At 65.8% G+C, this 24,773-nt stretch carries 22 protein-coding genes; 9 read left to right on the forward strand and 13 right to left on the reverse strand.

Translation table 11 applies throughout. The annotated features are described in order from the left end of the window. Positions 1-18: 18 nt before the first annotated feature. On the forward strand, positions 19-717 hold the full coding sequence (locus JQ617_RS11060; RefSeq protein ID WP_212026337.1) for an ABC transporter permease: 699 nt from the start codon (positions 19-21) through the stop codon (positions 715-717). Here the strand turns inward: JQ617_RS11060 and JQ617_RS11065 are convergent. Next, complete coding sequence (locus JQ617_RS11065) at positions 691-1,500, reverse strand: ABC transporter substrate-binding protein (protein WP_212026338.1); 810 nt, start codon at positions 1,498-1,500, stop codon at positions 691-693. The two genes, JQ617_RS11060 and JQ617_RS11065, sit on opposite strands and share 27 nt — an antisense overlap. A 176-nt stretch (positions 1,501-1,676) precedes the next feature. Between JQ617_RS11065 and JQ617_RS11070 the strand changes: the two genes are divergently transcribed. The 3 genes from JQ617_RS11070 to JQ617_RS11080 all read left to right on the forward strand — a co-directional run bounded on the left by JQ617_RS11070 (position 1,677) and on the right by JQ617_RS11080 (position 3,796). After that, positions 1,677-1,949: a hypothetical protein gene (locus JQ617_RS11070; RefSeq protein WP_212026339.1), complete on the forward strand. Its 273-nt coding sequence runs from the start codon at positions 1,677-1,679 to the stop codon at positions 1,947-1,949. A 176-nt stretch (positions 1,950-2,125) separates the two neighbouring features. After that, complete coding sequence (locus tag JQ617_RS11075; RefSeq protein ID WP_349630607.1) at positions 2,126-3,451, forward strand: hypothetical protein; 1,326 nt, start codon at positions 2,126-2,128, stop codon at positions 3,449-3,451. Between the two features lie 60 nt (positions 3,452-3,511). Next, positions 3,512-3,796, forward strand: coding sequence for a TonB-dependent receptor plug domain-containing protein (locus JQ617_RS11080; protein WP_212026340.1), 285 nt, complete (start codon positions 3,512-3,514; stop codon positions 3,794-3,796). Between the two features lie 14 nt (positions 3,797-3,810). Here JQ617_RS11080 and JQ617_RS11085 read toward each other — a convergent pair whose 3' ends face one another. Then, positions 3,811-5,124 (reverse strand): alpha/beta hydrolase, encoded by a 1,314-nt coding sequence (locus JQ617_RS11085; RefSeq protein WP_212026341.1) that lies wholly within the window; start codon positions 5,122-5,124, stop codon positions 3,811-3,813. Positions 5,125-5,392: 268 nt separating this feature from the next. Here JQ617_RS11085 and blaBJP point away from each other — a divergent pair, with 268 nt between their 5' ends. After that, positions 5,393-6,280, forward strand: a complete 888-nt coding sequence (blaBJP, locus tag JQ617_RS11090; protein ID WP_212026342.1) for a BJP family subclass B3 metallo-beta-lactamase — start codon at positions 5,393-5,395, stop codon at positions 6,278-6,280. 296 nt (positions 6,281-6,576) lie between these two features. Then, complete coding sequence (locus JQ617_RS11095) at positions 6,577-8,586, forward strand: putative bifunctional diguanylate cyclase/phosphodiesterase (RefSeq protein ID WP_212026343.1); 2,010 nt, start codon at positions 6,577-6,579, stop codon at positions 8,584-8,586. A 7-nt stretch (positions 8,587-8,593) separates the two neighbouring features. Here the strand turns inward: JQ617_RS11095 and JQ617_RS11100 are convergent, their stop codons facing one another. The 8 genes from JQ617_RS11100 to JQ617_RS11135 are packed head-to-tail and all read right to left on the reverse strand — an operon-like array spanning position 8,594 to position 16,957. Continuing rightward, positions 8,594-9,313 (reverse strand): ABC transporter ATP-binding protein, encoded by a 720-nt coding sequence (locus JQ617_RS11100; RefSeq protein WP_212026344.1) that lies wholly within the window; start codon positions 9,311-9,313, stop codon positions 8,594-8,596. Beyond that, the gene (locus JQ617_RS11105; protein WP_212026345.1) at positions 9,306-10,061 is read right to left on the reverse strand and encodes an ABC transporter ATP-binding protein; all 756 of its coding nucleotides are present in this window, start codon (positions 10,059-10,061) and stop codon (positions 9,306-9,308) included. The genes JQ617_RS11100 and JQ617_RS11105 overlap by 8 nt, the downstream gene beginning before the upstream one ends. Continuing rightward, on the reverse strand, positions 10,058-11,056 hold the full coding sequence (locus tag JQ617_RS11110; RefSeq protein WP_212026346.1) for a branched-chain amino acid ABC transporter permease: 999 nt from the start codon (positions 11,054-11,056) through the stop codon (positions 10,058-10,060). Before JQ617_RS11110 ends, JQ617_RS11105 begins: the two co-directional genes overlap by 4 nt. Further along, positions 11,053-11,928, reverse strand: a complete 876-nt coding sequence (locus JQ617_RS11115; protein WP_063688599.1) for a branched-chain amino acid ABC transporter permease — start codon at positions 11,926-11,928, stop codon at positions 11,053-11,055. Before JQ617_RS11115 ends, JQ617_RS11110 begins: the two co-directional genes overlap by 4 nt. A gap of 10 nt (positions 11,929-11,938) precedes the next feature. Continuing rightward, positions 11,939-13,180, reverse strand: coding sequence for an ABC transporter substrate-binding protein (locus JQ617_RS11120; RefSeq protein ID WP_063690688.1), 1,242 nt, complete (start codon positions 13,178-13,180; stop codon positions 11,939-11,941). A gap of 23 nt (positions 13,181-13,203) precedes the next feature. Further along, positions 13,204-15,579: a xanthine dehydrogenase family protein molybdopterin-binding subunit gene (locus JQ617_RS11125; RefSeq protein WP_212026347.1), complete on the reverse strand. Its 2,376-nt coding sequence runs from the start codon at positions 15,577-15,579 to the stop codon at positions 13,204-13,206. Next, positions 15,576-16,100: a (2Fe-2S)-binding protein gene (locus JQ617_RS11130; protein WP_212026348.1), complete on the reverse strand. Its 525-nt coding sequence runs from the start codon at positions 16,098-16,100 to the stop codon at positions 15,576-15,578. Before JQ617_RS11130 ends, JQ617_RS11125 begins: the two co-directional genes overlap by 4 nt. Further along, positions 16,097-16,957, reverse strand: a complete 861-nt coding sequence (locus JQ617_RS11135; RefSeq protein ID WP_212026349.1) for an FAD binding domain-containing protein — start codon at positions 16,955-16,957, stop codon at positions 16,097-16,099. The genes JQ617_RS11130 and JQ617_RS11135 overlap by 4 nt, the downstream gene beginning before the upstream one ends. 254 nt (positions 16,958-17,211) lie before the next feature. On the opposite strand from JQ617_RS11135, the gene JQ617_RS11140 reads away from it, so the two are divergent. Then, the gene (locus tag JQ617_RS11140) at positions 17,212-17,832 is read left to right on the forward strand and encodes a TetR/AcrR family transcriptional regulator (protein ID WP_212026350.1); all 621 of its coding nucleotides are present in this window, start codon (positions 17,212-17,214) and stop codon (positions 17,830-17,832) included. Positions 17,833-18,045: 213 nt separating this feature from the next. On the opposite strand, the gene hutU is transcribed toward JQ617_RS11140, so the two are convergent. From hutU to hutI, 3 genes are read right to left on the reverse strand one after another with little or no spacing between them, the layout of a single operon-like run. Then, complete coding sequence (gene hutU / locus JQ617_RS11145; RefSeq protein ID WP_212026351.1) at positions 18,046-19,716, reverse strand: urocanate hydratase; 1,671 nt, start codon at positions 19,714-19,716, stop codon at positions 18,046-18,048. Positions 19,717-19,728: 12 nt separating this feature from the next. Continuing rightward, positions 19,729-21,288, reverse strand: coding sequence for a histidine ammonia-lyase (gene hutH / locus JQ617_RS11150; protein ID WP_212026352.1), 1,560 nt, complete (start codon positions 21,286-21,288; stop codon positions 19,729-19,731). Further along, positions 21,285-22,499 carry an imidazolonepropionase gene (hutI, locus tag JQ617_RS11155; RefSeq protein WP_212026353.1) on the reverse strand — a complete coding sequence of 405 codons (1,215 nt, stop codon included), beginning with the start codon at positions 22,497-22,499 and terminating at the stop codon, positions 21,285-21,287. Before hutI ends, hutH begins: the two co-directional genes overlap by 4 nt. Before the next feature lie 87 nt (positions 22,500-22,586). Here hutI and JQ617_RS11160 point away from each other — a divergent pair, with 87 nt between their 5' ends. Both JQ617_RS11160 and hutC read left to right on the forward strand, forming a co-directional pair. Continuing rightward, complete coding sequence (locus JQ617_RS11160; protein ID WP_212026354.1) at positions 22,587-23,945, forward strand: formimidoylglutamate deiminase; 1,359 nt, start codon at positions 22,587-22,589, stop codon at positions 23,943-23,945. After that, positions 23,942-24,670: a histidine utilization transcriptional repressor HutC gene (gene hutC / locus JQ617_RS11165; protein ID WP_063688625.1), complete on the forward strand. Its 729-nt coding sequence runs from the start codon at positions 23,942-23,944 to the stop codon at positions 24,668-24,670. The genes JQ617_RS11160 and hutC overlap by 4 nt, the downstream gene beginning before the upstream one ends. Positions 24,671-24,773: the final 103 nt, after the last annotated feature.

Consider the following 24,773-nt stretch of genomic DNA (forward strand, 5'->3'; position numbering starts at 1 on the left):
CCCGAAGTTCAGTCGCGGATGAACGACTTCGCGCAATCCTTTGCCGCCGCCTTCACGCTGATCGGCGAGGCCGATGCCGAGCTGCTCGGCATCGTGGCCTTGTCGGTTCGCGTCAGCCTGACCGCCAGCATCGTTGCGTTGCTGATCGGCGCGCCGTTTGGCGCCTTCCTCGCAATCACGCGCTTCCGCGGGCGGCAGGTCATCATCGTGCTGACCAATGCGCTGCTCGGCCTGCCGCCGGTCGTGGTCGGGCTCGCACTCTATCTGCTGCTGTCGCGATCTGGCCCGCTGGGACCGGCAGGACTATTGTTCACGCCCACCGCGATGGTGATCGCGCAGACGCTGCTCGCCACCCCGATCGTGGTCGCGCTGGTGCACCGGCCGTCGAGCCTGCTCTGGGCGGAGTACGGCGATCTGGCGCGGATCGACGGACTGTCGGCCCTCCGCAGCATGGCGCTCCTGCTCGCGCTGGGACGCACCTCGCTGCTGACGGCCTTCCTCGCGGCGTTCGGGCGCGCCATCGCGGAGGTCGGCGCCATCATCGTCGTCGGCGGCAACATCCGCGGCTTCACGCGCACCATGACGACCGCGATCGCGCTGGAAACCAGCAAGGGCGACCTGCCGCTGGCGCTCGGCCTCGGACTGATCCTGCTCGCGCTCAGCGTCGCGGTATCGACCGTCGCCTTCCTGCTAGTTGGCCGCGTTGGGGAAAAATAGCTGCTCGCCGCCGACCTTGTAGCCGGCAATCGCCTGCTGCCCCTTCGGTGACACCAGCCAGTCAATGAAGGCCTGCCCGTCCTGAGCCTTCACATTCGAATGCTTCGCCGGGTTGACCAGCATGACGCCGTACTGGTTGAAGAGCCGCTTGTCGCCTTCAGTGAGGATGGCGAGTTCGCCGCGATTCTTGAACGACAGCCAGGTACCGCGATCCGACAGCACATAGGCGTTCGACGACGAGGCCATGTTCAAGGCCGGCCCCATGCCCTGGCCGATCTCGCGATACCAGCCGTCCTTGCCGGCACCGAGGTCGACGCCGGCTTCTTTCCACAATCTGAGCTCGGCTGCGTGCGTGCCGGACTTGTCGCCGCGCGAGATGAACGGGGCCTTTGCCGCAGCGATCTTGCGCAGCGCATCGGTCACGTCCTTGCTGCCGGAAATCTGCGCCGGATCGCTTTTCGGACCGACGATGATGAAGTCGTTGTACATCACGTCAAAACGCTTCACGCCCTCCCCTTCGGACATGAACTTGTCTTCGGCAAGCCTGTCATGGACGAACACCACGTCGGCATCCCCGCGGCGCCCGATGTCGAGCGCCTGGCCGGTGCCGACGGCAACGACCTTGACGTTGATGCCCTCGGCCTTCGTGAACAGCGGCAGCAGATGGCCGAACAAACCCGACTGTTCGGTCGACGTCGTCGAGGCCACAGTGATGGTGCGATCCTGCGCGAACGCAATGGTGGACCAGAGCAGAGCTGCTCCGATGGCGACTATCCTATTCATGCGTCGTCCTTCCCAGGTGCCGTGGAGTTCCAAAGTACCCTCGAAGGGAAGCGCAGGGAACCCCGACTTGCGACGCAACGCGCGTTGATATGACGCGCGCCAAGCTGGGCTGCACGCCGAGTTAGGAACGCCTTTTCCACGCAGAGGTTGTTCCGGAACGCAACAGGAGAAACGCGATGAAGAAGATCATTTTGACATCGGCGTGCATCATGGCGCTGGCAACCGGCGGCGCCTTCGCGCAGACACAACCCGCGCCGGGCGCATCGGGTCAAGGCGACGTCGGTCAATCCTCGCGAGGTCCCGCCACCAAGGGAATGACCACCGGCAAGTCGTCGAACATGCAGAACGAGGCTGCCGACAGCAAGGGCAAGCAGACACCTTCAGCCGGCGGCAGCAACACCAACAACATGGGCAGCCAGGCCGGCGGCAGCGCAGGCTCCGGCAAGTAGCTGCGCGAACTTTGGGAGGGGAAATTTTGGGAGGGGAACAACTCTCCCCTCCCGCAGAACGACAAGATCGATCGGCAGAAATTAAATCGCTTCCGCAGATTCAAATCGAGGTCGGGCCTACCCGCGCGCGGGCGTGCGGATGTTCTGCAATTGGTCCCGCCTACATTGACATCGATGTGACGGACGGGGCAGTTTTTCATATTGCTGGCGAATCAGCGATTGCCTCACGCCGAGTATCTCTTGGACAACTCCCTGTGCTTTCGAGACTGATATCGTTGCTGAGCCGCATTCCTGCGGTGAAATGGGCGTTTTCCCGGCTTCGACCCGCGCCGCACGGCGGCAGTGTCGATGTTGCCGCAATCGCGGCAGATGATTCGCCTGCCATCGTCACCGACGCCGCCGAGACCGCACCTTCCGACATCAGCGTCGCGGCCGAGCCGCCGGCGAGCGAAACGGTCGCCGCCAACGACGCCGCGATCCCTGCCGTCGCAGAGGTCCTGTCGGCAGCGCCAGTTGAACTCTGCGTCGCTGACGATGCGCCCGTGGAGACCGCGACAGAGGCCGAGCCGCTTGTCGTGGCGGAAGCTGCAGCCTCGCCCGTCGACATCGCGGCCGAGCCAACGGTCATCCCCGAACTCGTCATCGACGACGATCCGCCGGCGGACGTTTCCACCGAGGTCGAGGCCGGCAACACCGAGCAGGCCACGGTCGCGTCGATCGATGTCGAAAGCGAACCTGTCGACGTCACGCCCGTCATCATCTCCAGCGATCCGATTGCCGAGTTCCCGAGTGAGGCCGAACCTGTCGTTGCTGAAGAGACAACCGTCTCGTCCGCCGATGTCGCGATCACGCCGGTTGACGCCATCGATCTGACCGTCGGCGATGCTCACTCCCCCGGCATCCCTGAGGATGCGGAGCCGGTCGCCATCGAGGAGGCCAGCGTCGTGGTGGCCGCCAGCGACGTCTCGAATGAGGATGTCGTCGTGGGCGATATCGCTCCGTCTTCCAGCGTCGCAATCGAGATCGAACCGGCTCCCGCAAACGATCCTGAGCCTGTCGTTGAAGCGGTCGTTGCTGAGACCTCGCCCACCATCGTCACGGAGATCGCGCCGGAACCGGTCGCTGCATCTCCTGCACCGGCGGTCCGCAGCGCACCGAAGGTCCGCGCCAGACCTCCGGAGCCGGCCGATCGCGCCGCACTGATCCGGCAGCGCTGGGCCGAGACCGGAATCAGGATGTGGAACCCGCGGCTTCACGGCACCGGCGATGCGACGCTGAACATCCAGGGCAGTATCGGGCTGCTGCCGCCGGCGGACGGCGAGACCATGCCGCGCTACGACAAGCTGGAATTCAGGATGCTCGGCGGCCAGATCGTCTGCGAGGGCGTCATCGTCGAGGCACCCGCGCAGGCAGCCCATCGCAGCTTCACCCGGCTCGCCGAGCCGCGTGTTCCGGACCGGGGCCGTGAACCCGCGCGGGAACGCCAGGCCGCCCTCGCCTGATCCTTTTCCCAGCGAACGCTCCCCATGTGCTAGAGTGGCGCTCTGGACATGGGAGGCCGCATGCCCGTGACACCCTTGCGACTGATCCTCATCGCCGCCCTCTGTATCCCGCAAGGCGCCTATGCTGCGTCCGGTAAGCGGCCGCACCACGCGCATGCGACGGCGCCCGCCACCGCTTCCGCCGCACCCTCCAGGGCCGACCGGCTGTCATCCTCGCGCGGCGAGACGATCCTCGACACGCCGGGCCAGACCACCGTGCTGACGCGGCAGGTCCTCGACGACATGAACGCGCGGAGCCTGAGGGACGCCATGCGCTCGACCGCGGGCGTGACGATCGGGCGATAGGCGCGCGCCTCCCTTCAGGGAAGGGGATAGCCCTTCCACACCCACTCCAGCGCCGACGGCAGCGTTTGCGCGATCGTCGGACGATCGACGTGCTTGGCGTTGCGCACGAACAGGAACTGGTAGTGGTAGCCCTTCTCAGCCAACACCTTCGCCATCAGGGCGTTCGACAGCGTCCAATCGTGCATGCCGTCGGGAATGGTGGGGTTCGGATAGAACAGGTCCTGATCGCCGCCGAAGAACCAGAAGCGGATCGGCTTCGTCGGTGCAGCCACGATCAGCGGCACGCCGGGCGGATCGGAGGGCGTCAGCACGCCGGCTTTCCAGATGAGGTTGGGACCGGCCGGCCCCGTCCACGCGCTGTGATATTCCCAGGCGCCGCCGCGCAGCGACGGATCGTGCGGCCATTGCTGGTTGACCATGGTCGGCGAGAAGGCCAGCACGCGGTGATAGAGATCGGGATAGAACCACGCCATGGTGAAGGCGGCAGCGCCGCTCGAGCTCAGCCCCATGGTCGCGCGGCCGTCGGGGTTTCTGGTCAGCTTGACGTCGGCGTTCTTCTCGACCAGCGGCAGCACCTCGCGTTCGACGAATTGCGCGTAGACGCCTGACACCGCGTCGTATTCGCGGCCGCGCTGGCTGCCCTGCGCGTCCTGGCCGCCATTGCCGATCTGGATCGCGATCATCGGCGGCACCCGGCGCTGCGCGATCAGATTGTCGAGCGTGGTGGCGAGATCCTTGTAGGCGTTGGAGCCGCCGTCGCCGACCACGATGAACGGCGCCTCGCTGCCGCGTACATATTGCGCGGGCACGTAGACATCGATCGTGCGCGACCAGATTCCGGGATGGCTGGTGGTAACGATCATATGCGACTTGTCGTCAGGTGCGGTGACGGTCGTCATGATCGAGGAATTGGTGCAGCCGGCGACGTCGTCGCGGATCAGGCCGGGATTGTAGATCGTGCTCTCCTTCGAGGAGAGCGTGAAGGATTTCGTCGTTCCGCGCGGCACGCCCTCCTTCGCGATCGTCTCTGGCGCGGGATTGTGGGTGGGACCGATGATGAAATTGCCTTCCGCGCCCGGCGGCGGCAGCGTTCCGTCCGGCAATTCGGTCGCCCGCGGATAGTTGGCACTGAGGGGATCGCGCGTTGGCGGCGCCGTCTTGAAGTCGAGCCCCGTCGTGTCGATGAAGAACGGCGCGGCCTTGTCGGTGGTGTTGGCGCCCGGCGGCACGGCCATGTTCTGGGTGACGCAGGCCGGCTGCGCCAGGCTTGCCGAGACGGAGACGAAAGCAATCAGCGTCCCCGCAAGGACGGATAATGAACCTGTCATTTCAGCTCCCCGTGCTGACGGGTCTTTCCGGCCCGTCTTGACGCAAAGTATGGCGGCCTCCTTTCGCGCGGTCAAACATCAACCGGCGGCGTTGCGGCAATCCCGCCATGCTCAAACCGGAGAGGCGCGCTTATTCCGCGCATGCGACCGCTTATTTGACGGCGCGAAGCGGTTGCTGCCGCAACGAGCACGACGTAAGTTGACCGCCGGTCGAGCCGTACGAGAGTCGTGTCCGATCAAAAATGAAGAACAATAAGGGAGACAAACGATGAGAAAGCTCGCGGCCACGCTGTGTGCACTGGCCCTGTTCTCGACCGGCGCGCAAGCGCAGACCATCAAGGATTTCCTGGCGATCGCCATGAAGAAATGGACGGCGCCGTTCGAGCCGTTCCAGCTCATCGGCAACATCTACTATGTCGGCACCGACGGCATTGCCGTCTACGTCATCAAGACCTCGCAGGGCCTGATCCTGATGGACACGGCGATGCCCCAGTCGACCGGCATGATCAAGGACAACATCGCCAAGCTCGGCCTCAAGGTCGCCGACATCAAGATCATCCTCAACACCCACGCGCATCTCGATCACACCGGCGGCTTTGCCGAGATCAAGAAGGAGACCGGCGCACAGCTCATCGCCGGCGAGCGCGACAAGCCGCTGCTCGAAGGCGGCTACTATCCGGGCGACGAGAAGAACGAGGACCTCACCTTTCCCCCGGTGAAGGTCGACCGCACCGTCAAGGAAGGCGACAAGGTCACGCTCGGCGACACCACGCTGATCGCGCATGCGACGCCTGGCCATTCGCCGGGCTGCACGAGCTGGGAGATGACCGCCAAGGACGGCGGCCAGGACCGCGAGGTGCTGTTCTTCTGCAGCGGCACGGTGGCGCTGAACCGGCTGGTCGGCCAGCCGACTCATGCCGGCATCGTCGACGACTATCGCGCGACTTACGCGAAGGTGAAGGCGATGAAGATCGACGTGCTGCTCGGACCGCATCCGGAAGTCTATGGCATGCAGGCCAAGCGCGCGCAGCAGATCAAGGACGCCTCGCCCAACCCGTTCGTCAAGCCGGGCGAGAACGCAACCTACGTGGCGACCCTGTCGGAGGATTTCGACAAGCAACTCGCCAAGCAGACTGCGGCGCTGGAGAAGAAGTAGCGGAGACGTTCACCTCGCCCGGAGAGGTGAGCCGCTCGTCGTCCGGCGCTGCCGGGCGACAGCTGCGGCATGCGCATGGTTAGCAGGACGTGACCACGAACGGGCCGACGGGGCCGCCGCACGGTCTCCTGGCGGCCTCTATGCTTAACGGGACCTCACCAATGCACGCGGCCGGAAATTTCCGCGGCCGTGTGCAACCTGCGCTCGCCTTTTCACAGGGAACCCGTCTAACGCGCTCTTTACCCCCGCCATGCAAGATCGCCTCCGTTTTGAAGGGATACGGGGCGCTTATTGCAATGCCGACCGCCAATTTGAAGTCTCAACTCGCCGCCGCGGTGCGGCTGTTTCGCGTACCGGACGACAACCCGGACCTGATGCGCGCGCAGTTCGACGCCTTCTCCAAGCAGATCCCGCTGCTCTACTTCATCCTGATGAGCAACACGATCGCGGTCGCCTACACCTATGTGAACGTGGCGCCGGACTGGCTGACGCTGATCGTGCCGAGCGTGCTCACCGTGCTGGCGGCGCTGCGTACCTTCTGGTGGCTGCGGCAGCGCCATCTGGTACGCACCGACGCCGACATCCTGCGCAACCTGCGCGCCACCAACTGGATGACGCTGCCGATCGGCGCCGGCTTCACCGCCTGGTCCTTCGCGCTGTTCCCTTACGGCGATCCTTTCGCCAAGAGCCAGGTCGCCTTCTACATGGCCGTCACCGTGATCGGCTGCATCTTCTCGCTGATGCATCTGCGCTCGGCGGCGCTGATCGTGACGCTGGTCGTCGACGTGCCCTATGTGCTGTTCTTCTGGGCCACCGGCGAGCCGACGTTGAAGGCGATCGCCGTCAACAACCTCCTGGTCTCGGGTGCGATGGTGACGGTGCTGGTGATCTATTATCGCGACTTCGCCGATCTGGTCGCCAGCCGCAAGTCGCTGCTGGCGCAGCAGGCGGCGACGCAAGCGCTGTCGGACGAGAACTTCCGCCTCGCCAATCTCGATTCCCTCACCGAACTGCCGAACCGCCGCCGCTTCTTCGCCGAGCTGTCGAGCGCCTTCACTGACGCCGAACGCAGGAACGTTCGCGTCGCCGTCGGCATCATCGATCTCGACGGCTTCAAGCCGATCAACGACAATTACGGCCACTCGGTCGGCGACCGCGTCCTGATCGAGGCCGGTCGGCGCATCCGCGAGGTCTGCGAGGGCTTTGGCCCGCAACGGGTCGAGTTTGCCCGGCTCGGCGGCGACGAGTTCGGCCTCGTCGTGTGCGGCGACCCCGATGATGCCGATCTGCTCCGGCTCGGCCAACGCATCGGCGATCAGGTCAAGCTGCCCTACCAGCTCGACACCGCCCATACGGGACTCTCCTGCTCGATCGGCTTTGCGCTGTTTCCGCAATCGGCAACGACCGCCGAAGCGCTCTATGAATGTGCCGACTATTCGCTCTATCACGCCAAGCGCCATCTGCGCGGCCGCACGGTGACCTTCTCGAGCGAGCTCGAGGCCGAGATCCGCAGCCGCGGCGTGATCGAGAACCTGCTGCGCACCGCCGATTTCAGCACCGAGATGGACCTGGTGTTCCAGCCGATCGTGGACGCCATGAGCGAGCACACCGCCGGCTTCGAGGTGCTCGCGCGCTGGCGCAGCTCCCGCCTCGGCCTGGTGTCGCCGGCCGACTTCATCCCGGCCGCCGAACGCATCGGCCTGATCCGGCCGCTGACGCAGGCGCTGCTGGTTCGTGCGCTCGCGGCGGCCAGGACCTGGCCCGATCACATCCGCCTGTCGTTCAACCTGTCCGCCCACGACGTCTGTGCGGCCGAGGGCATCCTGCCCCTGATCTCGATCATCGAGAAAAGCGGCCTGCCGCCGCACCGGATCGATTTCGAGATCACCGAGACCGCCGTCACCTTCGACTTCGTGCGCGCGCAGCAGTCGATCGCGACGCTGAAGGCGATGGGCTGCGGCATCTCGCTGGACGATTTCGGTACCGGCTATTCCTCGCTCAGCCACGTGCACCGTCTGCCGCTCGACAAGATCAAGGTCGACCGCAGCTTCGTCGCCGACATCAATGAGAACCCGGTCAGCCACAAGATCATCAAGTCGCTCGCGGGCCTGTGCGACGACATGGAGATCGCCTGCGTCGTCGAGGGTGTCGAGACCCGCGCCCAGCTCGACAGCCTGCGCCGCCTCGGCTGCGACTACATCCAGGGCTATTACTTCGCAAAGCCGATGCCCGACGATGCGATCGACGACTACCTCGCGAACGAACGGCAACGCCTCGACGGTTCGGCGGCCAAGGTCGTGGCCTGAAGGCCGATCAGACCGCGCAGTAGCGTTCCTGGATATCCTTGTCGGCCAGCAGTGCTGCGGCGCTGCTTTGATGCACCACCTCGCCCTGGTCGATGATGACGGCACGATCGGCCAGCCGCAGGGCCCATTCGACGTTCTGCTCGACCAGGAGCAGCGTCTTGCCCTCGTCGCGCAAGCGGCGGAACAGCACGCCCATCTCCTCGACCAGAACGGGCATGATGCCCTCCGACGGCTCGTCAAGCAGCATCAATTTGGGGTCCGCGATCAGCGCCCGGGCGATCGCCAGCATCTGCTGCTCGCCGCCCGAAAGGGTCACACCCTCCTGATCGAGACGTTCCTTCAGGCGCGGAAACGTTTCCGCAATCTCGTCGATCGCGGCACGCTCCTCGATTTCCCTGCCGGACGCGACCAGGCCAAGCCGCAAATTCTCCCGCACTGAGAGGCCGGGGACGATACGGCGCTCCTCCGGCACGTAGGCAAGGCCGAGATGGAAGCGCTGGTGTGCACGCAGCGGCAGCAGCTCCCTGCCCGCAAAGCGTACGCGGCCTGTCGCCTTCGGCATCAGTCCCATCATCGCCCGCAGGGTCGTGGTCTTGCCGGCGCCGTTGCGGCCAACGAGCGCGACCACTTCGCCCGGATTCACGTGCCACGAGATGCCGTGAAGGATATGGCTCGTGCCATACCAGGCGTGGAGATCGTCGATTTCGAGCAGCGGGGTCTCAGCCATAGCCTTCACTCTGTCCGAGATAGACCCGGCGGACTTCCGGATTGCTCCTGATCTCGTCGGGCGCGCCGTCCGCCAGCAGGCGCCCGTGGTGCAGCACCACGACGCGCTTGGACAGGCCCAGCACCATCTTCATCTTGTGCTCCACCAGCAGCACGGTGCGCTTCTCGGCGAGCCGTTCGAGCAGAGCAACCATCTCCTTGGTCTCCTCCGGCCCCATGCCGGCGGTCGGCTCGTCCAGCAGCAGCAGCTCCGGCTCGGAGACCAGCGCGATCGCGATCTCCAGCGCACGTTGCTGACCGTGCGAGAGGAATTTCGCCAGCTCGTTCCGCTTCGCGAGCAGCCCGACCGAGTCGAGCGCAGCGTCGGCACGCGCATGCAGCTCGGTCAGCCGGGACCGGTTGCGCCAGATGTCGTAGCTCACGGTCAGCGCCTGCGCCGCCACGCGCACATTCTCGTGCACGGAGAGGTCGGGGAAGATGTTGGTGATCTGGTAGGAGCGCGAGATGCCCCGATGCACGAAACGGTGCTGCGGCAGGCCATTCAGCTCGCTGCCTCTGAAGTGCAGCTTGCCCGAGCTCGGGGTCAGCGCACCCGAGAGGATATTGAAGAACGTGCTCTTGCCGGCGCCATTCGGCCCGATGATCGAGGTGAGCTGTCCGGCCGCGAAGGACACGGTGATGTCTTCGAGCGCGACGAAGCCGCCAAAGCGCTTGCCGATGCCTTCGACGCGGAGCAATTCGCCGTTCATGGCCGCGCCTTTCCGACACGAAGCGCATCGAGCAGCGTGCCCCAGATGCCCTTGGGCAGGAACAGCACGAACAGCACGAAGATCGCGCCGACGAAGATCTGCCAGTGCGGCGTCCACAGCGAGATGACGTCTTCCAGGATCAGGAAGCTGGCCGCGCCGACGAACGGGCCGAAGAAGCTGCGGGCGCCGCCGAGCAGCACCATCATCACGATCATGCCCGAGGTCTGGTAGTGCAGGATGTCCAGCGGCACGATCGACAGATGCAGCGCCAGCATGCAGCCGCCGAGCGAGGAGATCGCGCCCGACAGCATGAACACGATCAGCTTGCTGCGCTCGACGTCGTAGCCGCAGGCCCGCGCCCGCTGCTCGTTCTCGCGGATCGCCTCGATCACGGCGCCGAAGGGCGAGTTCAGGATGCGCGACTGGAACCACATCGCCAGCGCAGCGAACGCCATCAGCACGTAGTATTTGTTGATGGGGTCGAGGAAATTGAGCTGCAGGCCGAACAGGTTGATGCGGTCGACGGTGAATCCGCGCAGGCCATTCTCGCCGCCGGTGAAGGACGAAGCCTGCAGCGCGACGTAATAAACCAGCTGGGCCAGCGCCAGCGTCACCATGGAGAAGTAGATGCCGCGCGTGCGCGTCGAGACGATGCCGATCGCCGCGGCAAGGCAGGTGCTGAGCAGGACCGCGACCGGCACCGCGGCGAACCACGGCACGCCGTAGCGCCCGATCGCGATGCCGGTGAAATAGGCGCCGGCGCCGAAGAATGCCGCCTGCCCGAACGACAACAGCCCGGTGTAGCCGAACAGCAGATTGTAACCCATCACCACGACGCCGTAGATCAGGACGTTGACAGCCAGCGCCTGCGACGGCAGCACCCAGGGCAGCACCGCCAACACCGCGACCGACAGCAGCACGCGCTGCTCGAGAAGCCAGCCGAGCCCGCCGGACGAGGGTTTGGCGACCGCTTCGCCGCTCGATGGTCCGGTCACGCGGTCCTCCCTCTCACACCGAAAAGGCCTTGCGGGCGGATCAGCAGCACGATTGCCATCAGTGCGAACATCACGATGGTCGCCATTTCAGGTGCGAACAGCGCCACCATGCTGATGGAGATGCCGACCATGAGACCCGCAACGACCGCGCCGACGATCGAGCCGAGGCCGCCGATCACGGTGACCACGAAGGCCTCCGCCAGCACCAGGGAGCCCATCTCCGGATTGACGCTGCGCATGGGGCCCGCCAGCACGCCGCCGAGCGCGGCAAGGCCGACGCCGAGGCCGAAGATCGCGAGCCAGACCCGGCCGATATCGACACCAAGCACCTGCATGATGGTGGGATCGCGGGCGCCGGCGCGCACGATCAGTCCGACCCGGGTCTTCTCCAGCGTCAGCCAGAGCACGAGCAGCACCACGGCCACCAGCGCGATCACGAACAGGCGGTAGCGCGGGAAGAAGCCGATGCCGAGATCGAGCACGCCGATCAGCTGCGGCGGGGTCGGAAACGGAATGCCGTCGCTGCCGAACACGATGCGCACGCCTTCGACCAGGATGTAGCTGAGGCCGAAGGTGAGCAGCAGCGGATCGTCGATCGAGCGTCCATAGAGCCTGCGGATCAGGACGAACTCGATCAGCATCCCGAAGGCGCCGATCAAAATGGGAGCGAGCAGCAATCCCCACCAGAAGCTTCCGGTGAGCGAGGCCAGATACAGCCCCGCATAGGCCCCGATCATGAACAGCGCGCCGTGGGCGAAATTCACCACCCCGAGCATGCCGAACACGATCGTCAACCCAAGCGCAGTGATCACCAGGACCGCCCCAAGGGCGATCCCGGAGAGAAGCTGCATGATGATCAGCGACAGGTCCATCGTCTAAATCTTAGGTGGCGTGGCCGAGCTCGCTGCAGCTGCGCAGCATGTCGTCGGAGCCGGCGTCGTTGGCGAGGACCGCGAACAGATCGTTGTCGCCCGCCATGGCCGACTTCTTCTTGGACTCCAGCACCAGCACCGACTGCACCGACTGGTGGTCGCATTTGCGATAGTGCTGCGGGCCCTTGGTCAGATCATATTGCAGCTTCTCCAAGGCATCGACCACCTTGTCGGTGTCGGTGCCGCCGGCGGCCTGCATGGCGGCCAGCAGCGATCCGACGCCGGAATAGCCATAGGCGCCGTAATCGGTCGGGATCGCGCCGCCATTGGCCGCCTTGAACGCCGCGTTGAAGCTGGCGGCCGACTTGCTCTGCCCCTCCAGGCCCCAATAGTAATTGGCGCCGCCGACCACGCCCTCGAACACGTCGGGGCCGACCGCGAGCCGCTGATTGTGCAGGATGACAGGCACGACGATCTTCATCTGCTGCTTGACGCCGAAATCCACGGCCTGCTTGATCGAATTGGCCTGGTCGCGGCCGAAATTGGAGATGCAGAGCACGTCCGGCCGCATCGACATCAGGCGCGGCATGAAGGTGGAATAGTCGGCCGCGCCGAACGGATGCAGGATCTCGCCGACATTGTCCGCGCCGATCGCCGCCTGCGCGCGCTTGAAGCCACGCAGCATCTCATGGCCGTAGGCGTAGTCGGCCACGAGATGCGCGACCTTCATGCCCTTCTTCAGGGTCTGCCGGGCCACCGCGGCAGTGGTCATGTGCGGGTTCAGCGCCTCGTGGAAGGTGTATTTGCTGAAATCCTTGGCCTCGTTGATGGTGTCGGACTGGCTGATCGAGACGTAGATCACGCCGCGGGCACGGGTGACCTCGTTGACCGCGAGCTGCACCGCGCTGGAAAGCGCGCCGACCACGGCATGGACCTTGTCCTTCTCGATCAGCTCCAGCGTCCGCGTCGCGGCCTCGCCGGCATTGAGCTTGTCGTCACGGACCAGCAGCTCGACCTTGCGGCCGCCGATGCCGCCCTTGTCGTTGACGAGCTTGACCGCGAGCTCGGCGCATTTGACCTGGTCGCGCGCCTCGGCCGCGAACGGTCCGGTGAGCGGGGTCGGAAAGCCGATGCGGATCGTCTCGTCCGCGGCGCGGCCGAGCCGGGGCATGGCGAGCAAGGCCGCGCCCGCCGAGAGGCCGGCGAGCGCGGTACGGCGGGTTATTTTCGACGTCGAACCGGATTTGGGCATGGTGTCCTCCAACTGTCTTTTTTCTAGAAACGCTTCAGGGCTTTCAGGACTTTCACGGGCGTGATCGGAATCGAATTGATCGTCGTATCGAACGGGGCGAGCGCATCGTTGACGGCATTGAGAACGCAGGCGGACGCCGCCGCGGTGCCGGCCTCGCCAACGCCCTTGGCGCCGAGCACGGTGTCGGCGGTCGGCGTCTCGACATGGGCGATGACGATGTCGGGCATCTCCATCGGCATCGGCACGAGGTAGTCGGCGAGCGAGCCGTTCATGAGCTGGCCGGTCTCGCTGTAGCGGCACTCCTCGAACAGTGCCGCGCCGAGACCCTGCACGATGCCGCCACGAAGCTGCTCGTCCACCAGCATCGGGTTGATGACGCGGCCGCAATCCTCGACGACGAAGTGCTTCAACACCCTGATGAAGCCGGTCTCGACGTCGACCTCCAGCGAGCAGCCCTGGATGCCGTTGGTGAAGGCAAAGGGATAACCCTGCGGGGCAAAGTGATGGCTGACGGTCAGCTGCGCCTGCGTGCCCGGCGGCAGCGTATCGGAGCGGAAATAGGCGATGCGCGCGATCTCGGCGATCGGCATCCGCTGGTTCCGCGTGCCGGCATCGACGACCTCGCCATCGACGATGTCGAGCGCCGCCGGCTGCTCCTGAAGAATCAGCGCGGCGATCTCCAGGATGTTGCGCTTGAGCGCGCGCGTGGCCTGCAGCGCGGTCTCGCCGCCGATGCCGGCGCCGCGGCAGGCCCAGGTGGCGCCGCCATGCGGCGTCACCTCGGTATCGCCTGTGATGACCTTAACGTGCTCCTGCGCGATACCGAGCTGATCAGCCACGATCTGGCTGATGATCGCCTCGGTACCCTGCCCCTGCTCCGTGACCGAGATCAGGCATCGCACCTCACCCGAGGGCGTCAGGCTGAGGATCGCGCCGTCCTGCGAGGAGATGCGCGCACCGCCGACGCCATAGAAGGCGGGACTCGGATTGGTGATCTCGACGAAGGTCGCAATCCCGATACCGCGATAGACGCCGCGCTTGCGCAGCTCGGCCTGCTCGGCACGCAAGCCGTCATAGTCCATCAACTCGTGCAGGCGCTTCAGACAGGCCTGATGCGACAGCGCCTCGAAGCGGTAGCCGGTCGGCGAGGTCTGCGGATAGGCATCATCCGCGATCACGTTCTGCGCGCGGATGGCAAAGGGGTCGAGGCCGAGCCTGCTTGCTGCCATATCGACCAGCCGCTCGGTGACGGCGCAGGCGATGGGATGGCCGACGGCGCGATACTGGCTGGTCTGCACCTTGTTCTGGAAGATCACCTCCAGCGTGGCGCGGTAGTTTTTGAAGCGGTAGGGCGCGCCGATCAGGCGGATCACCTGGTTGCCCTCGACCACGCTGGTGCGCGGATAGGTCGAGAACGCCCCGATCGCAGTCAGGTCCAGCACGTCCATCGCAAGGATTTCGCCCTTCGCATCCAGCGCCATGCGCGCGCGGACGCGGTGATCGCGGGCATGGATGTCGGAGACGAAGGACTCGATGCGGTCGGCGACATATTTGACCGGACGTCCCAGCAGGATCGAGAGGCCGACCACCGCCATGTCCTCGTGATAGACATGCAGCTTCATCCCGAACGAGCCGCCGATGTCGGTCGCGATCACGCGAACCCGGGCCTCGGGGATGCCGTAGTGGCGCGAATAGAGGTCCTGGAACTGATACGGCGTTTGCGTCGCGTGGTGCACCGTGAGCGCGCCCGCGGCGGGATCGTAGTCGGCGACAATTGCGCGTGGCTCCAGCGTCACCGCGGTGTGGCGGCCGAAGGTCAATTCCTCCTCGACCACAAGGGCGGCATGCGCAAAGGCGTCGTCGACAGCGCCGCTGTCGAGGTGGCTGCGGAAGCAAGTATTGTTGGCGCTGCCGGGATTGATCACGGGACCGCCGGCCTCGCGCGCGCCGTCAATGTCGACGACGAGAGGAAGGTCCTCGTAGTCGACCTCGATCAGTTCCAGCGCGTCTTCCGCGATAGCCCGGCTCTCGGCAACGACGGCCACCACCGCCTGCCCCGCCCAGACCACGCGGTCGACCGGCAGCGGCAATTGCGGTGCCGAGGTCATGCCCTTGAAATGGTCGAGCGTCCCGGTCCAGGGCGTGCAGATCTTTGCCAGGTCCTCGCCGGCCGCGACGAGATGCACGCCTTCGAGCGCGCGTGCCGCCCCTACATCGATCGCAACGATCTTTGCATGCGCATGCGGACTGCGCAGGAACGCGGCGTGGAGCATCCGCGGCAGCTTGAGGTCGCTGACATAGCGTCCGCGCCCCGCCAGCAGCCGCTTGGCGTTTGGCCGCGGTACCGAGCGGCCGATGTAGGAATTGGGACGATCGAGCGAGGTCAGCGGCGCGCTCATGCGGCACCTCCGCCCTGGCTGCGCGCCTTGGCCACCGCATCGATGGCATCGACAATCGCTTCATAGCCGGTGCAACGGCAGTAATTGCCCGACAGCGCGTCGCGGATCTCTTCGCGGCTCGGCTGCGCCACCTGCGACAGCAGCTCTTGCGCATTGACCAGCATGCCGGGCGTGCAAAAGCCGCACTGCAGCGCATTGCGGCGATGGAATTCAGCCTGGAGATCGGCGATCACGCCGCTCTCGGTGAGGCCTTCGATGGTGTTGATCGTCGCGCCGTCGGCCTGCACCGCATACATCAGGCAGGAGTGCACGGCGCGGCCATCGAGCTGCACGAGGCAGGCGCCGCAGGCGCCCATCTCGCAGCCGGCATGGGTGCCGGTCAGCTCCAGCGCGTTGCGCAGGCAATCGACCAGCGTCTCGCGCGGCGAGACTTCGCAGGCGACCTTGCGGCCGTTGACGATGAGGCGGACCCGCACGGTCTCGTCGGCTTCGTCCAGCAAGGTTTCATCAAAGCCGCTCATGCGCCCTCACCCAAGCGTCCGAGCAAACGGCCGAGCAGCACGCGGGCGAGATGCAGTCGCATCGCCGGCGGCACCTCGTCGCTGTCGGGCGGCGCGAGATCGCCTTCGAGCGCGGCTTGCGCAGCGGCGATGCGTTCCGCATCCAGGCTCGAACCGATCAGGGTGGCCTCGGCGCCCTTCACCCGCGTCGGCGTATTGCCGACCGAGAAGAAGGAGATGCGGATGTCTTCGACACGATCGCCCTTGAAAGTTGCGAGCATGCCGCAACCGACCAGCGCATAATCGCCGCGCCGCCGCGCCAGCTCGTCGAACGCAAAGCGCTGGTCGGCCTTGAACAGGGGAACGTAGACCGCGGTGATCAGCTCGCCGGGCTGCAAGGCCGTCTCGAACAGATCAAGGAAGAAATCGTCGGCCTTGACGCGACGGCTGCCGGAAGGACCCGCAATCTCGATCTCGGCGTCGAGCGCCAGCGTCATCGCAGGAAATTCGGACGCGGGGTCGGCGAGCGCGACGCTGCCGCCAAACGTGCCGCGATTGCGGATCGCGGGATGGGCGACGAAGGGCGCAGCGGCATGCAAGAGCGGCGCGAACTCCGCAATCAGCGGCTCGCTCAACATCTCGCAATGCCGCGTCAGCGCGCCGATGCGCAAATAGCCGCCCTCGCGCCTGACGCCGCGCAGCTCGTCGATATGGGTGATGTCGATCAGGAGCCGCGGCGCCTGCAGACGCAGCGACAGCGCCGGCACGAGGCTCTGGCCCCCGGCAATGAAGCGCGCGTCGTCCCCGGCGCGTGCGTGAGCATCCAGCGCCTGGTCGATCGTCGCAGCACGAAAATAGCTGAAAGCCCTCGCCTTCACCGCCGTTTCCTCGAAATCCGTCGGCTCATCAGCCGGGATGCCAGATTTGTAACCATCTGGTCTCAAAATCCTGACACGCGGCCGCAAGCCGGTCAACAGGAAATGACCATTTGGTCACAAATGCAGCTTTAGGCTAAGAAGGCAGCTTGAGATTGCTAAACAGCGACGAAATGGCCCGAAAAGCGCAGAAACCAGCGAAGCGACCGCTCCGGAAGCGGACCGAGACAGACAGGTCCGCGCCAAAGCGCCGCAACATGCGCGCGGCCGACCGCGAGCGCGCGATCGTGGACGAGGCCATCCGCTTTTTCGCGGAGCATGGCTTCGAGGGCCAGACCCGCGAGCTGGCAAAACGCATGGGCATCACGCATTCGGCGATCTATCGCCACTTCCCCAGCAAGGAAGCGCTGATCGAGCGCGTCTATCAGGAGGTCTATCTCAGCCGCTGGTCGCCCGACTGGGGCCCGATGATCCGCGACCGCTCGCTGTCGCTCGAAGCGCGGCTGACGCGCTTCTACCTCGACTATGTCGAGCGCGTGTTCGAGTACAATTGGGTGCGCATCTTCGTCTTCTCCGGCATGAAGTCGTTCGGCATCACCGGCCGCTATCTCGACATCGTCCGCCGCGAGATCATCGAGCCCGCGGCAGCCGAGCTACGCCACGATTTGAAGCTGCCCGATGCGAAGGCCCATCCGCTGAGCGAGCGCGAGACCGAGCTGTTCTGGGGCCTGCACGGCCGCATCTTTTATCTTGCGATCCGCAAGTTCATCTACGGGACGCCGATCCCGTCCGATCTCGACGCCATCGTCCGCGACGCCGTCCAGACCTTCATGGACGGCGCCAAGACGACGATGCCGAAGCTGCTGGTGAGCGGCTAGAACGACGAACGCAGCCGCGAACGAGGTGCGCCCCCTCTCCCGCTTGCGGGGGAGGGCTGGGGTGGGGGTGTCTCCACAATGAGCACTCCCAATGTCGCACGAGCCCCTACCCGGCGCTCCGCGCCGACCTCCCCCGCAAGCGGGAGAGGTTGACCGAGTCCGCGGCGACGTCCGAGCCACACGAAACTCTTCGTGCTCGAAATGGCCAACGCGCTACTTCGCAAGGCTCGGCAGATCGAGTCCTTTTTCGCGGGCGCAGTCGATTGCGATGTCGTAGCCGGCATCCGCATGCCGCATGACGCCGCTGGCGGGATCGTTCCAGAGCACGCGCTCGATCCGCTTGGCGGCTTCCGGCGTGCCGTCGGCGACGATCACCATGCCGGCATGCTGCGAATAGCCGATGCCGACACCGCCGCCGTGATGCAGCGAGACCCAGGTCGCGCCGCTGGCGCAGTTGAGCAGCGCATTGAGCAGCGGCCAGTCGGACACCGCGTCCGAGCCGTCCTTCATCGCCTCGGTCTCGCGGTTCGGACTTGCCACCGAGCCGCTGTCGAGATGATCGCGCCCGATCACGATCGGCGCCTTCAGCTCGCCGCGCGCCACCATCTCGTTGAAGGCAAGGCCGAGGCGATGACGATCGCCGAGGCCGACCCAGCAGATCCGCGCCGGCAGGCCCTGGAACTTGATGCGCTCCTTGGCCATGTCGAGCCAATTGTGCAGATGCTTGTCGTCGGGCATCAACTCCTTGACCTTGGCGTCGGTCTTGAAGATGTCCTCGGGATCGCCCGAGAGCGCCGCCCAGCGGAACGGGCCTACGCCACGGCAGAACAGCGGACGGATATAGGCGGGCACAAAGCCGGGGAAATCGAAGGCGTTCTTCAGCCCCATGTCCTGCGCCATCTGGCGAATGTTGTTGCCGTAGTCGAGCGTCGGAATGCCCTGCGCATGGAAATCCAGCATGGCCTGAACATGCTCGACCATCGATGTCTTCGAGGCGCGCTCCACGGACTTCGGGTCAGACGCGCGCTTGGCTTCCCAATCGGCGAGCGACCAGCCCTTCGGCAAATAGCCGTTGATCGGATCATGCGCGCTGGTCTGGTCGGTGACGATATCGGGCTTGACGCCACGCCGCACCAATTCCGGGAAAATCTCGGCGGCATTGCCGAGCAGGCCGACCGAGACCGCCTTCTTGGTCTTTGCGGCCTCCGCCATGATCGCAAGCGCTTCGTCGAGCGTTGCAGCCTGGCGATCGAGATAGCCGGTGCGCAGCCGCATCTCGATGCGGCTCGGCTGGCATTCGACCGCGAGCATCGAGGCGCCGGCCATGGTTGCGGCCAGCGGCTGCGCGCCGCCCATGCCACCGAGGCCGGCCGTGAGGATCCATTTGCCGGCGAGGCTGCCGCCGTAATGGCGACGGCCGACCTCGACGAAGGTCTCGTAGGTGCCCTGCACGATGCCCTGGCTGCCGATATAGATCCACGAGCCCGCGGTCATCTGGCCGTACATCATCAGGCCCTGACGATCGAGCTCGTTGAAATGATCGAGCGTCGCCCAGTGCGGCACGATGTTGGAGTTCGCGATCAGCACGCGCGGCGCATCCGCATGGGTACGGAACACGCCGACCGGCTTGCCGGATTGCACCAGCAGCGTCTGGTCGCTTTCGAGCTTGCGCAACGCCGCCGTGATCCGGTCGAAGCTTTCCCAGTCGCGCGCGGCGCGGCCGATGCCGCCATAGACGACGAGCTCGCTCGGGCGCTCGGCGACATCAGGATCGAGATTGTTCATCAGCATGCGCAGCGGCGCTTCCGTCAACCAGCTCCTGGCGCTGATCTCGCTGCCGCGCGGGGCACGAATGGTGCGGTCGTTGTCCAGTCGGCGATTCATGCGGAAACCTCTTCAGTCAAGTCGCGGAAACGGATCGGATGGAAGCGCGGAGAGCGCCACGGCCGGCAATGCATCAGCTTCGATCAGCGCGGCGGCCTTGGCGAGATCGCCCGCCATGTAGCGATCGGCGCCGAGCGCAGGCACCTGCTCGCGAAGCAAGGCGATGACCGCGACCAGCGGCGCGCTGGTCGCATGCGGCGCGCGCAGCGTGATGCCTTGCGCCGCGACCAGGAGCTCGATGCCCAAGATGGCGGCGAGATTGTCTGCCATGTCGGACAGTCGTCGCGCGGCATGAGCGGCCATCGAGACATGGTCTTCCTGGTTGGCACTGGTTGGCGTCGAGTCGATCGAGCAGGCGAGCGCGCGCTGCTTGTTTTCGGCATAGAGCGCCGCCGCGGTCACCTCGGCGATCATGAAGCCCGAATTGATGCCGGGATCGGGGGTGAGGAACGGCGGCAGGCCGAAGTTCAGCGCGGGATCGACCAGCGTCGCGATGCGCCGCTCGCTGATCGCGCCGATCTCCGACAGCGCCAGCGCGATGGCATCGGCGGCGAATGCGACGGGCTCAGCGTGGAAATTGCCACCGGAGACAATCTCCCCGGTTTCGACCAGCACCAACGGATTATCGGTCACGGCATTGGCTTCGACGATCAGCGTCCGCGCGGCCTGCGTGATCAGGTCGAGCGCGGCGCCCGCGACCTGCGGCTGGCAGCGCAGGCAATAGGGATCCTGCACGCGCTCGTCGCCTTCGAGATGCGACAGGCGAATGTCGCTGCCGTCGAGCAGCGCGGTCAGCGTCGCGGCCGCTGCGATCTGACCGGCATGGCCGCGCAACGCCTGAATTTCGGGGCGGAACGGCGCCGTGGACGCCATCGCCGCATCGACCGAGAGCGCACCGGTCACGAGTGCGGCCGTGGCGAGGCGAAATGCGCGCAGCACGCCCGATATGGCGTAGGCGGTCGAGAACTGCGTGCCATTGATCAGAGCGAGCCCTTCCTTGGGGCCCAGCGTCAAGGGCGCAAGGCCAGCGGCGGCGAGCGCCTCGCCGCCGGACACGATCTTGCCGCCGACGACCGCCTGCCCCTCGCCGAGCATCACAGCGGTCATATGCGCGAGCGGCGCGAGATCGCCGGAGGCGCCGACCGAGCCCTGCTGCGGCACCAGGGGATAGACACCGCGCGCCAGCATCGCCTGCAATTGCTCGATCACCTCGCGGCGGACGCCGGAGGCGCCGCGCCCGAGCGAGATGATCTTCAGCACCATCATCAGGCGGACGATCGCTTCGGGCGTGGCCGGGCCGACGCCGCAGCAATGCGATACGATGAGATTGCGCTGGAGCAGCGCGGTCTGGTCGGGGGGAATGCGCTTAGAGGCCAGCTTGCCGAAGCCGGTATTGATGCCATAGACGGGGAGATCGGCTTGCGCCGCCCTTGCGACGATCCCGGCTGCGGCTTCGACGCGCGGCCAGAACGTGGGATCTAGGACGACGGACGCGCCCTCCAGCACGCGCGCGAGATCGTCGAGGCTGACCGTTCCCGGCTTGACGATGATCGCGGCGCCCTGCTCCGTCACTGGCCCCTCCAGATACGGCGATGCAGCGGATTGAAACCGATGCGATAGACGAGCTCGGCAGGACGCTCGATGTCCCAGATCGCGAGGTCGCACCATTTGCCTGATACCAGCGTGCCGGCTTCGTCGAGCACGCCAAGCGCCCGCGCGCCTTCGCGCGTGACGCCCGCGAGACACTCGGCGACAGTCATCCGGAACAGCGTCGCGCCCATGTTCATCGCGAGCAGCAGCGAGGTCAGCGGCGAGCTGCCGGGATTGCAGTCGGTCGCGAGCGCCATGGCAACGCCGTGCTTGCGGAACGCCTCGACCGGCGGCTTCTGGGTCTCGCGGATGAAGTAGAACGCGCCTGGGAGCAGCACGGCGACCGTGCCGGCTTTTGCCATCGCGGCCGCGCCGGCCTCGTCGGTATGCTCCAGATGATCGGCCGAGAGCGCGGAGAACTTTGCTGCGAGCGCAGCGCCAGCGAGGTTCGACAGCTGATCGGCATGGAGCTTGACCGGCAGCCCGAGCGCCCTCGCCGCCTCGAACACGCGTGCCGTCTGCTCCGCCGAAAATGCAATTCCCTCCATGAAGGCATCGACCGCGTCGGCAAGTCCGGCCTTGGCAACCGCGGGCAGCATCTCCTTGCAGACGAGGTCGATGTAGCGATCCTTGTCGCCATCGGCTTCGACCGGCAGCGCATGCGCGCCCAGGAAGGAGGTGCGGATCGCGACGGGCCGCTGGCGACCGAGGCTCCGCGCCGCCGCGAGCTGCCGCATCTCGGTCCCGGTGTCGAGGCCGTAGCCGGACTTGATCTCGACCGTGGTGGCGCCCTCCCCGATCAGCGCATCGAGCCGCGGCAGCGCGCTCGCGACGAGCTCGGATTCGCTCGCCCTGCGCGTTGCCGCCACCGTGGAGACGATGCCACCACCGGCGCGGGCAATCTCTTCGTAGCTTGCGCCCTTCAGGCGCAGCTCGAACTCATGTGCACGATTGCCGCCATAGACGAGATGGGTGTGGCAGTCGACGAGGCCCGGCGTGATCCAGCGCCCTTCGCAATCGATCCGCTCGATCGCGTCCGCATCGACAGGAAAGTCCGCCTTCGCGCCCGCATAGACGATGCGGCCACCGCGCGCGGCGATGATACCGTGCTCGATCTCGCCGAGATCGGGACGGTCGGCCCGCATCGTGGCGAGGCGGGCATTGTGCCAGATCCGGTCGAAGCGCTCTGCCATGCGGGTATCCATTCGCTGTCGGATGCTTGACTTATATGTCTAGACATATAATCGTAAGGCGGTTCTGTCCAGCCGGCGTGTAAATTCATGACCCGACTGCATTTTGCCTCCGCGCTCCTGCCCTCGGGCTGGGCCAATGACGTGCAGGTGGTCGTTACCGCCGGCGCGATCGCGGAGGTGACGCCGGGCGTGGCGCCGGCTGCCGGCGACGAACGTCATCAAATCGCGCTTCCGGGACTTGCAAGCCTGCACAGCCACGCCTTCCAGCGCGGCATGGCCGGGCTGGCCGAACTGCGCGGCGACAGTACCGATACGTTCTGGACCTGGCGCGACACGATGTATCGCTTCGCGCTGGCGATGACGCCCGACGATGTCGCGTCTGTCGCGACGCTGCTTTATGTCGAGATGCTGGAGCAGGGTTTTACCCGCGTCGGCGAATTCCACTATCTGCATCATGACCGCAACGGCTCGCACTACGCCGACTTGGGCGAAATGGCAGCGCGAATAGCACAGGCTGCCGAGGCGTCGGGCATCGCACTGACGCTGCTGCCGAGCTTCTATGCGCACGGTTCCTTTGGCGGCGCAGCGCCGCACGATGGCCAGCGCCGCTTTATCTGCTCGGTCGATCAATTCGCCGCACTGATGGCCGCCTCGCGCAAGGCGATCGCGAATTTGCCGGGCGCCAATATCGGCATCGCGCCGCATAGTCTGCGCGCGGTGACCTCGGACGAACTCGCGGCGATCATTCCGCTTAGCCAGGGCGGCCCCGTGCACATTCATGCCGCCGAACAGGTCAAGGAAGTCGAGGACTGCCTGGCCTGGTCGGGCAAGCGTCCGGTGCAATGGCTGCTGGAACATGCCCCGGTCGATCAGCGCTGGTGCCTCATCCACGCGACGCACATGACGGCTGAGGAAGTGACGACGTTCGCGAGGACCGGCGCAGTCGCCGGCCTCTGCCCGATCACGGAAGCGAGCCTCGGCGATGGCATTTTTTCCGCGCGCGAGTTTCTCGACGCCGGCGGCCTTTTCGGTGTCGGCACCGATTCAAATGTGCTGATCGGCGCTGCCGACGAATTGCGCCAGCTCGAATATGGCCAGCGCCTCAAGCACCGCCAACGCAACGTCCTCTCCGGCGGCGCAGGCCGCTCGACAGGACGTTCGCTGTTCGACGATGCGCTCGCGGGCGGCGCGCGGGCGCTGGCGCAACCGGCCACGGGTCTTGCGCCCGGCGCACGCGCCGACATCGTCACGCTCGACGCCCTGCATCCGTCGCTGGCCGGACGCACGCACGATGCGGTCATCGACGGCTGGATCTTTGCCGCAGGCGGCAACGCGATCGATTGCGTCTGGGCCGGCGGCCACAAGGTGGTCGAGGGCGGGCGGCACAGGCTGCGCCAGGCAGCGCGCGAACGCTTCAACGCGTCGGTGCGGAGGCTCGTCGCATGAGCCTTGCCACCGATGGGACCGACAAGCCAACGCTCTACAAGCGCATCCGCGCCGACATCGAGCAGCGCATCCTGACCGGTGAATGGCCGCCGGGGCATCGCATTCCATTCGAGCACGAGCTCGTCGCGCGCTACGGCTGCTCGCGCATGACCGTGAACAAGGCACTGTCGGAGCTCGCGCAAGCCGACCTGATCGAACGGCGGCGGCGCGCCGGCTCGTTCGTGCGCCGGCCGCAGCATCAGTCGGCGGTGCTCAAGATCGCCGACATCCGCGCCGAGATCACCGCGCTCGGGCGGTCCTACGGCTACGAGCTGATCGGCCGCAAGCTTCGCGCGGCAACGGCGGCCGACCGCGAGCGTCTCGGCATCAAGAAGGCCGGCAAGGTGGTCGCGATCGCCTGCCGCCATAGCGCCGACAACGTGCCATTTGCCGTCGAAGACAGGTTGATCGATCTTGCCTCCGTGCCGAATGCGGCGACCGCCGATTTCTCGCGCGAGCCGCCGGGTTCCTGGCTGCTTCACCATGTCCCATGGACGGAGGCCGAGCATACAATCAGTGCCATCGTTGCCGACGATCGCACGGCAGAAGCGCTCGACATCGCCGTCGGCGCACCCTGCCTCGTGATTGACCGCTATACCTGGCGCAGCGCGCGCACCATCACCGCGGTGCGCCTGCTCTATCCCGGTGACTCTCACCGCCTTGTCGCCCGATTCAAGGGAGGCTGAGAGGACATGTCGGCACAATTCGTGCAACGCTTCGGGCAACGGTCCATGCGGGCCGACAGAGATCAACAGGACGTCAATCCATCTGGGCAAGAGGACGACAATC

This window comes from Bradyrhizobium sp. KB893862 SZCCT0404 (assembly GCF_018130885.1).
Taxonomy (GTDB): Bacteria; Pseudomonadota; Alphaproteobacteria; order Rhizobiales; family Xanthobacteraceae; genus Bradyrhizobium; species Bradyrhizobium stylosanthis.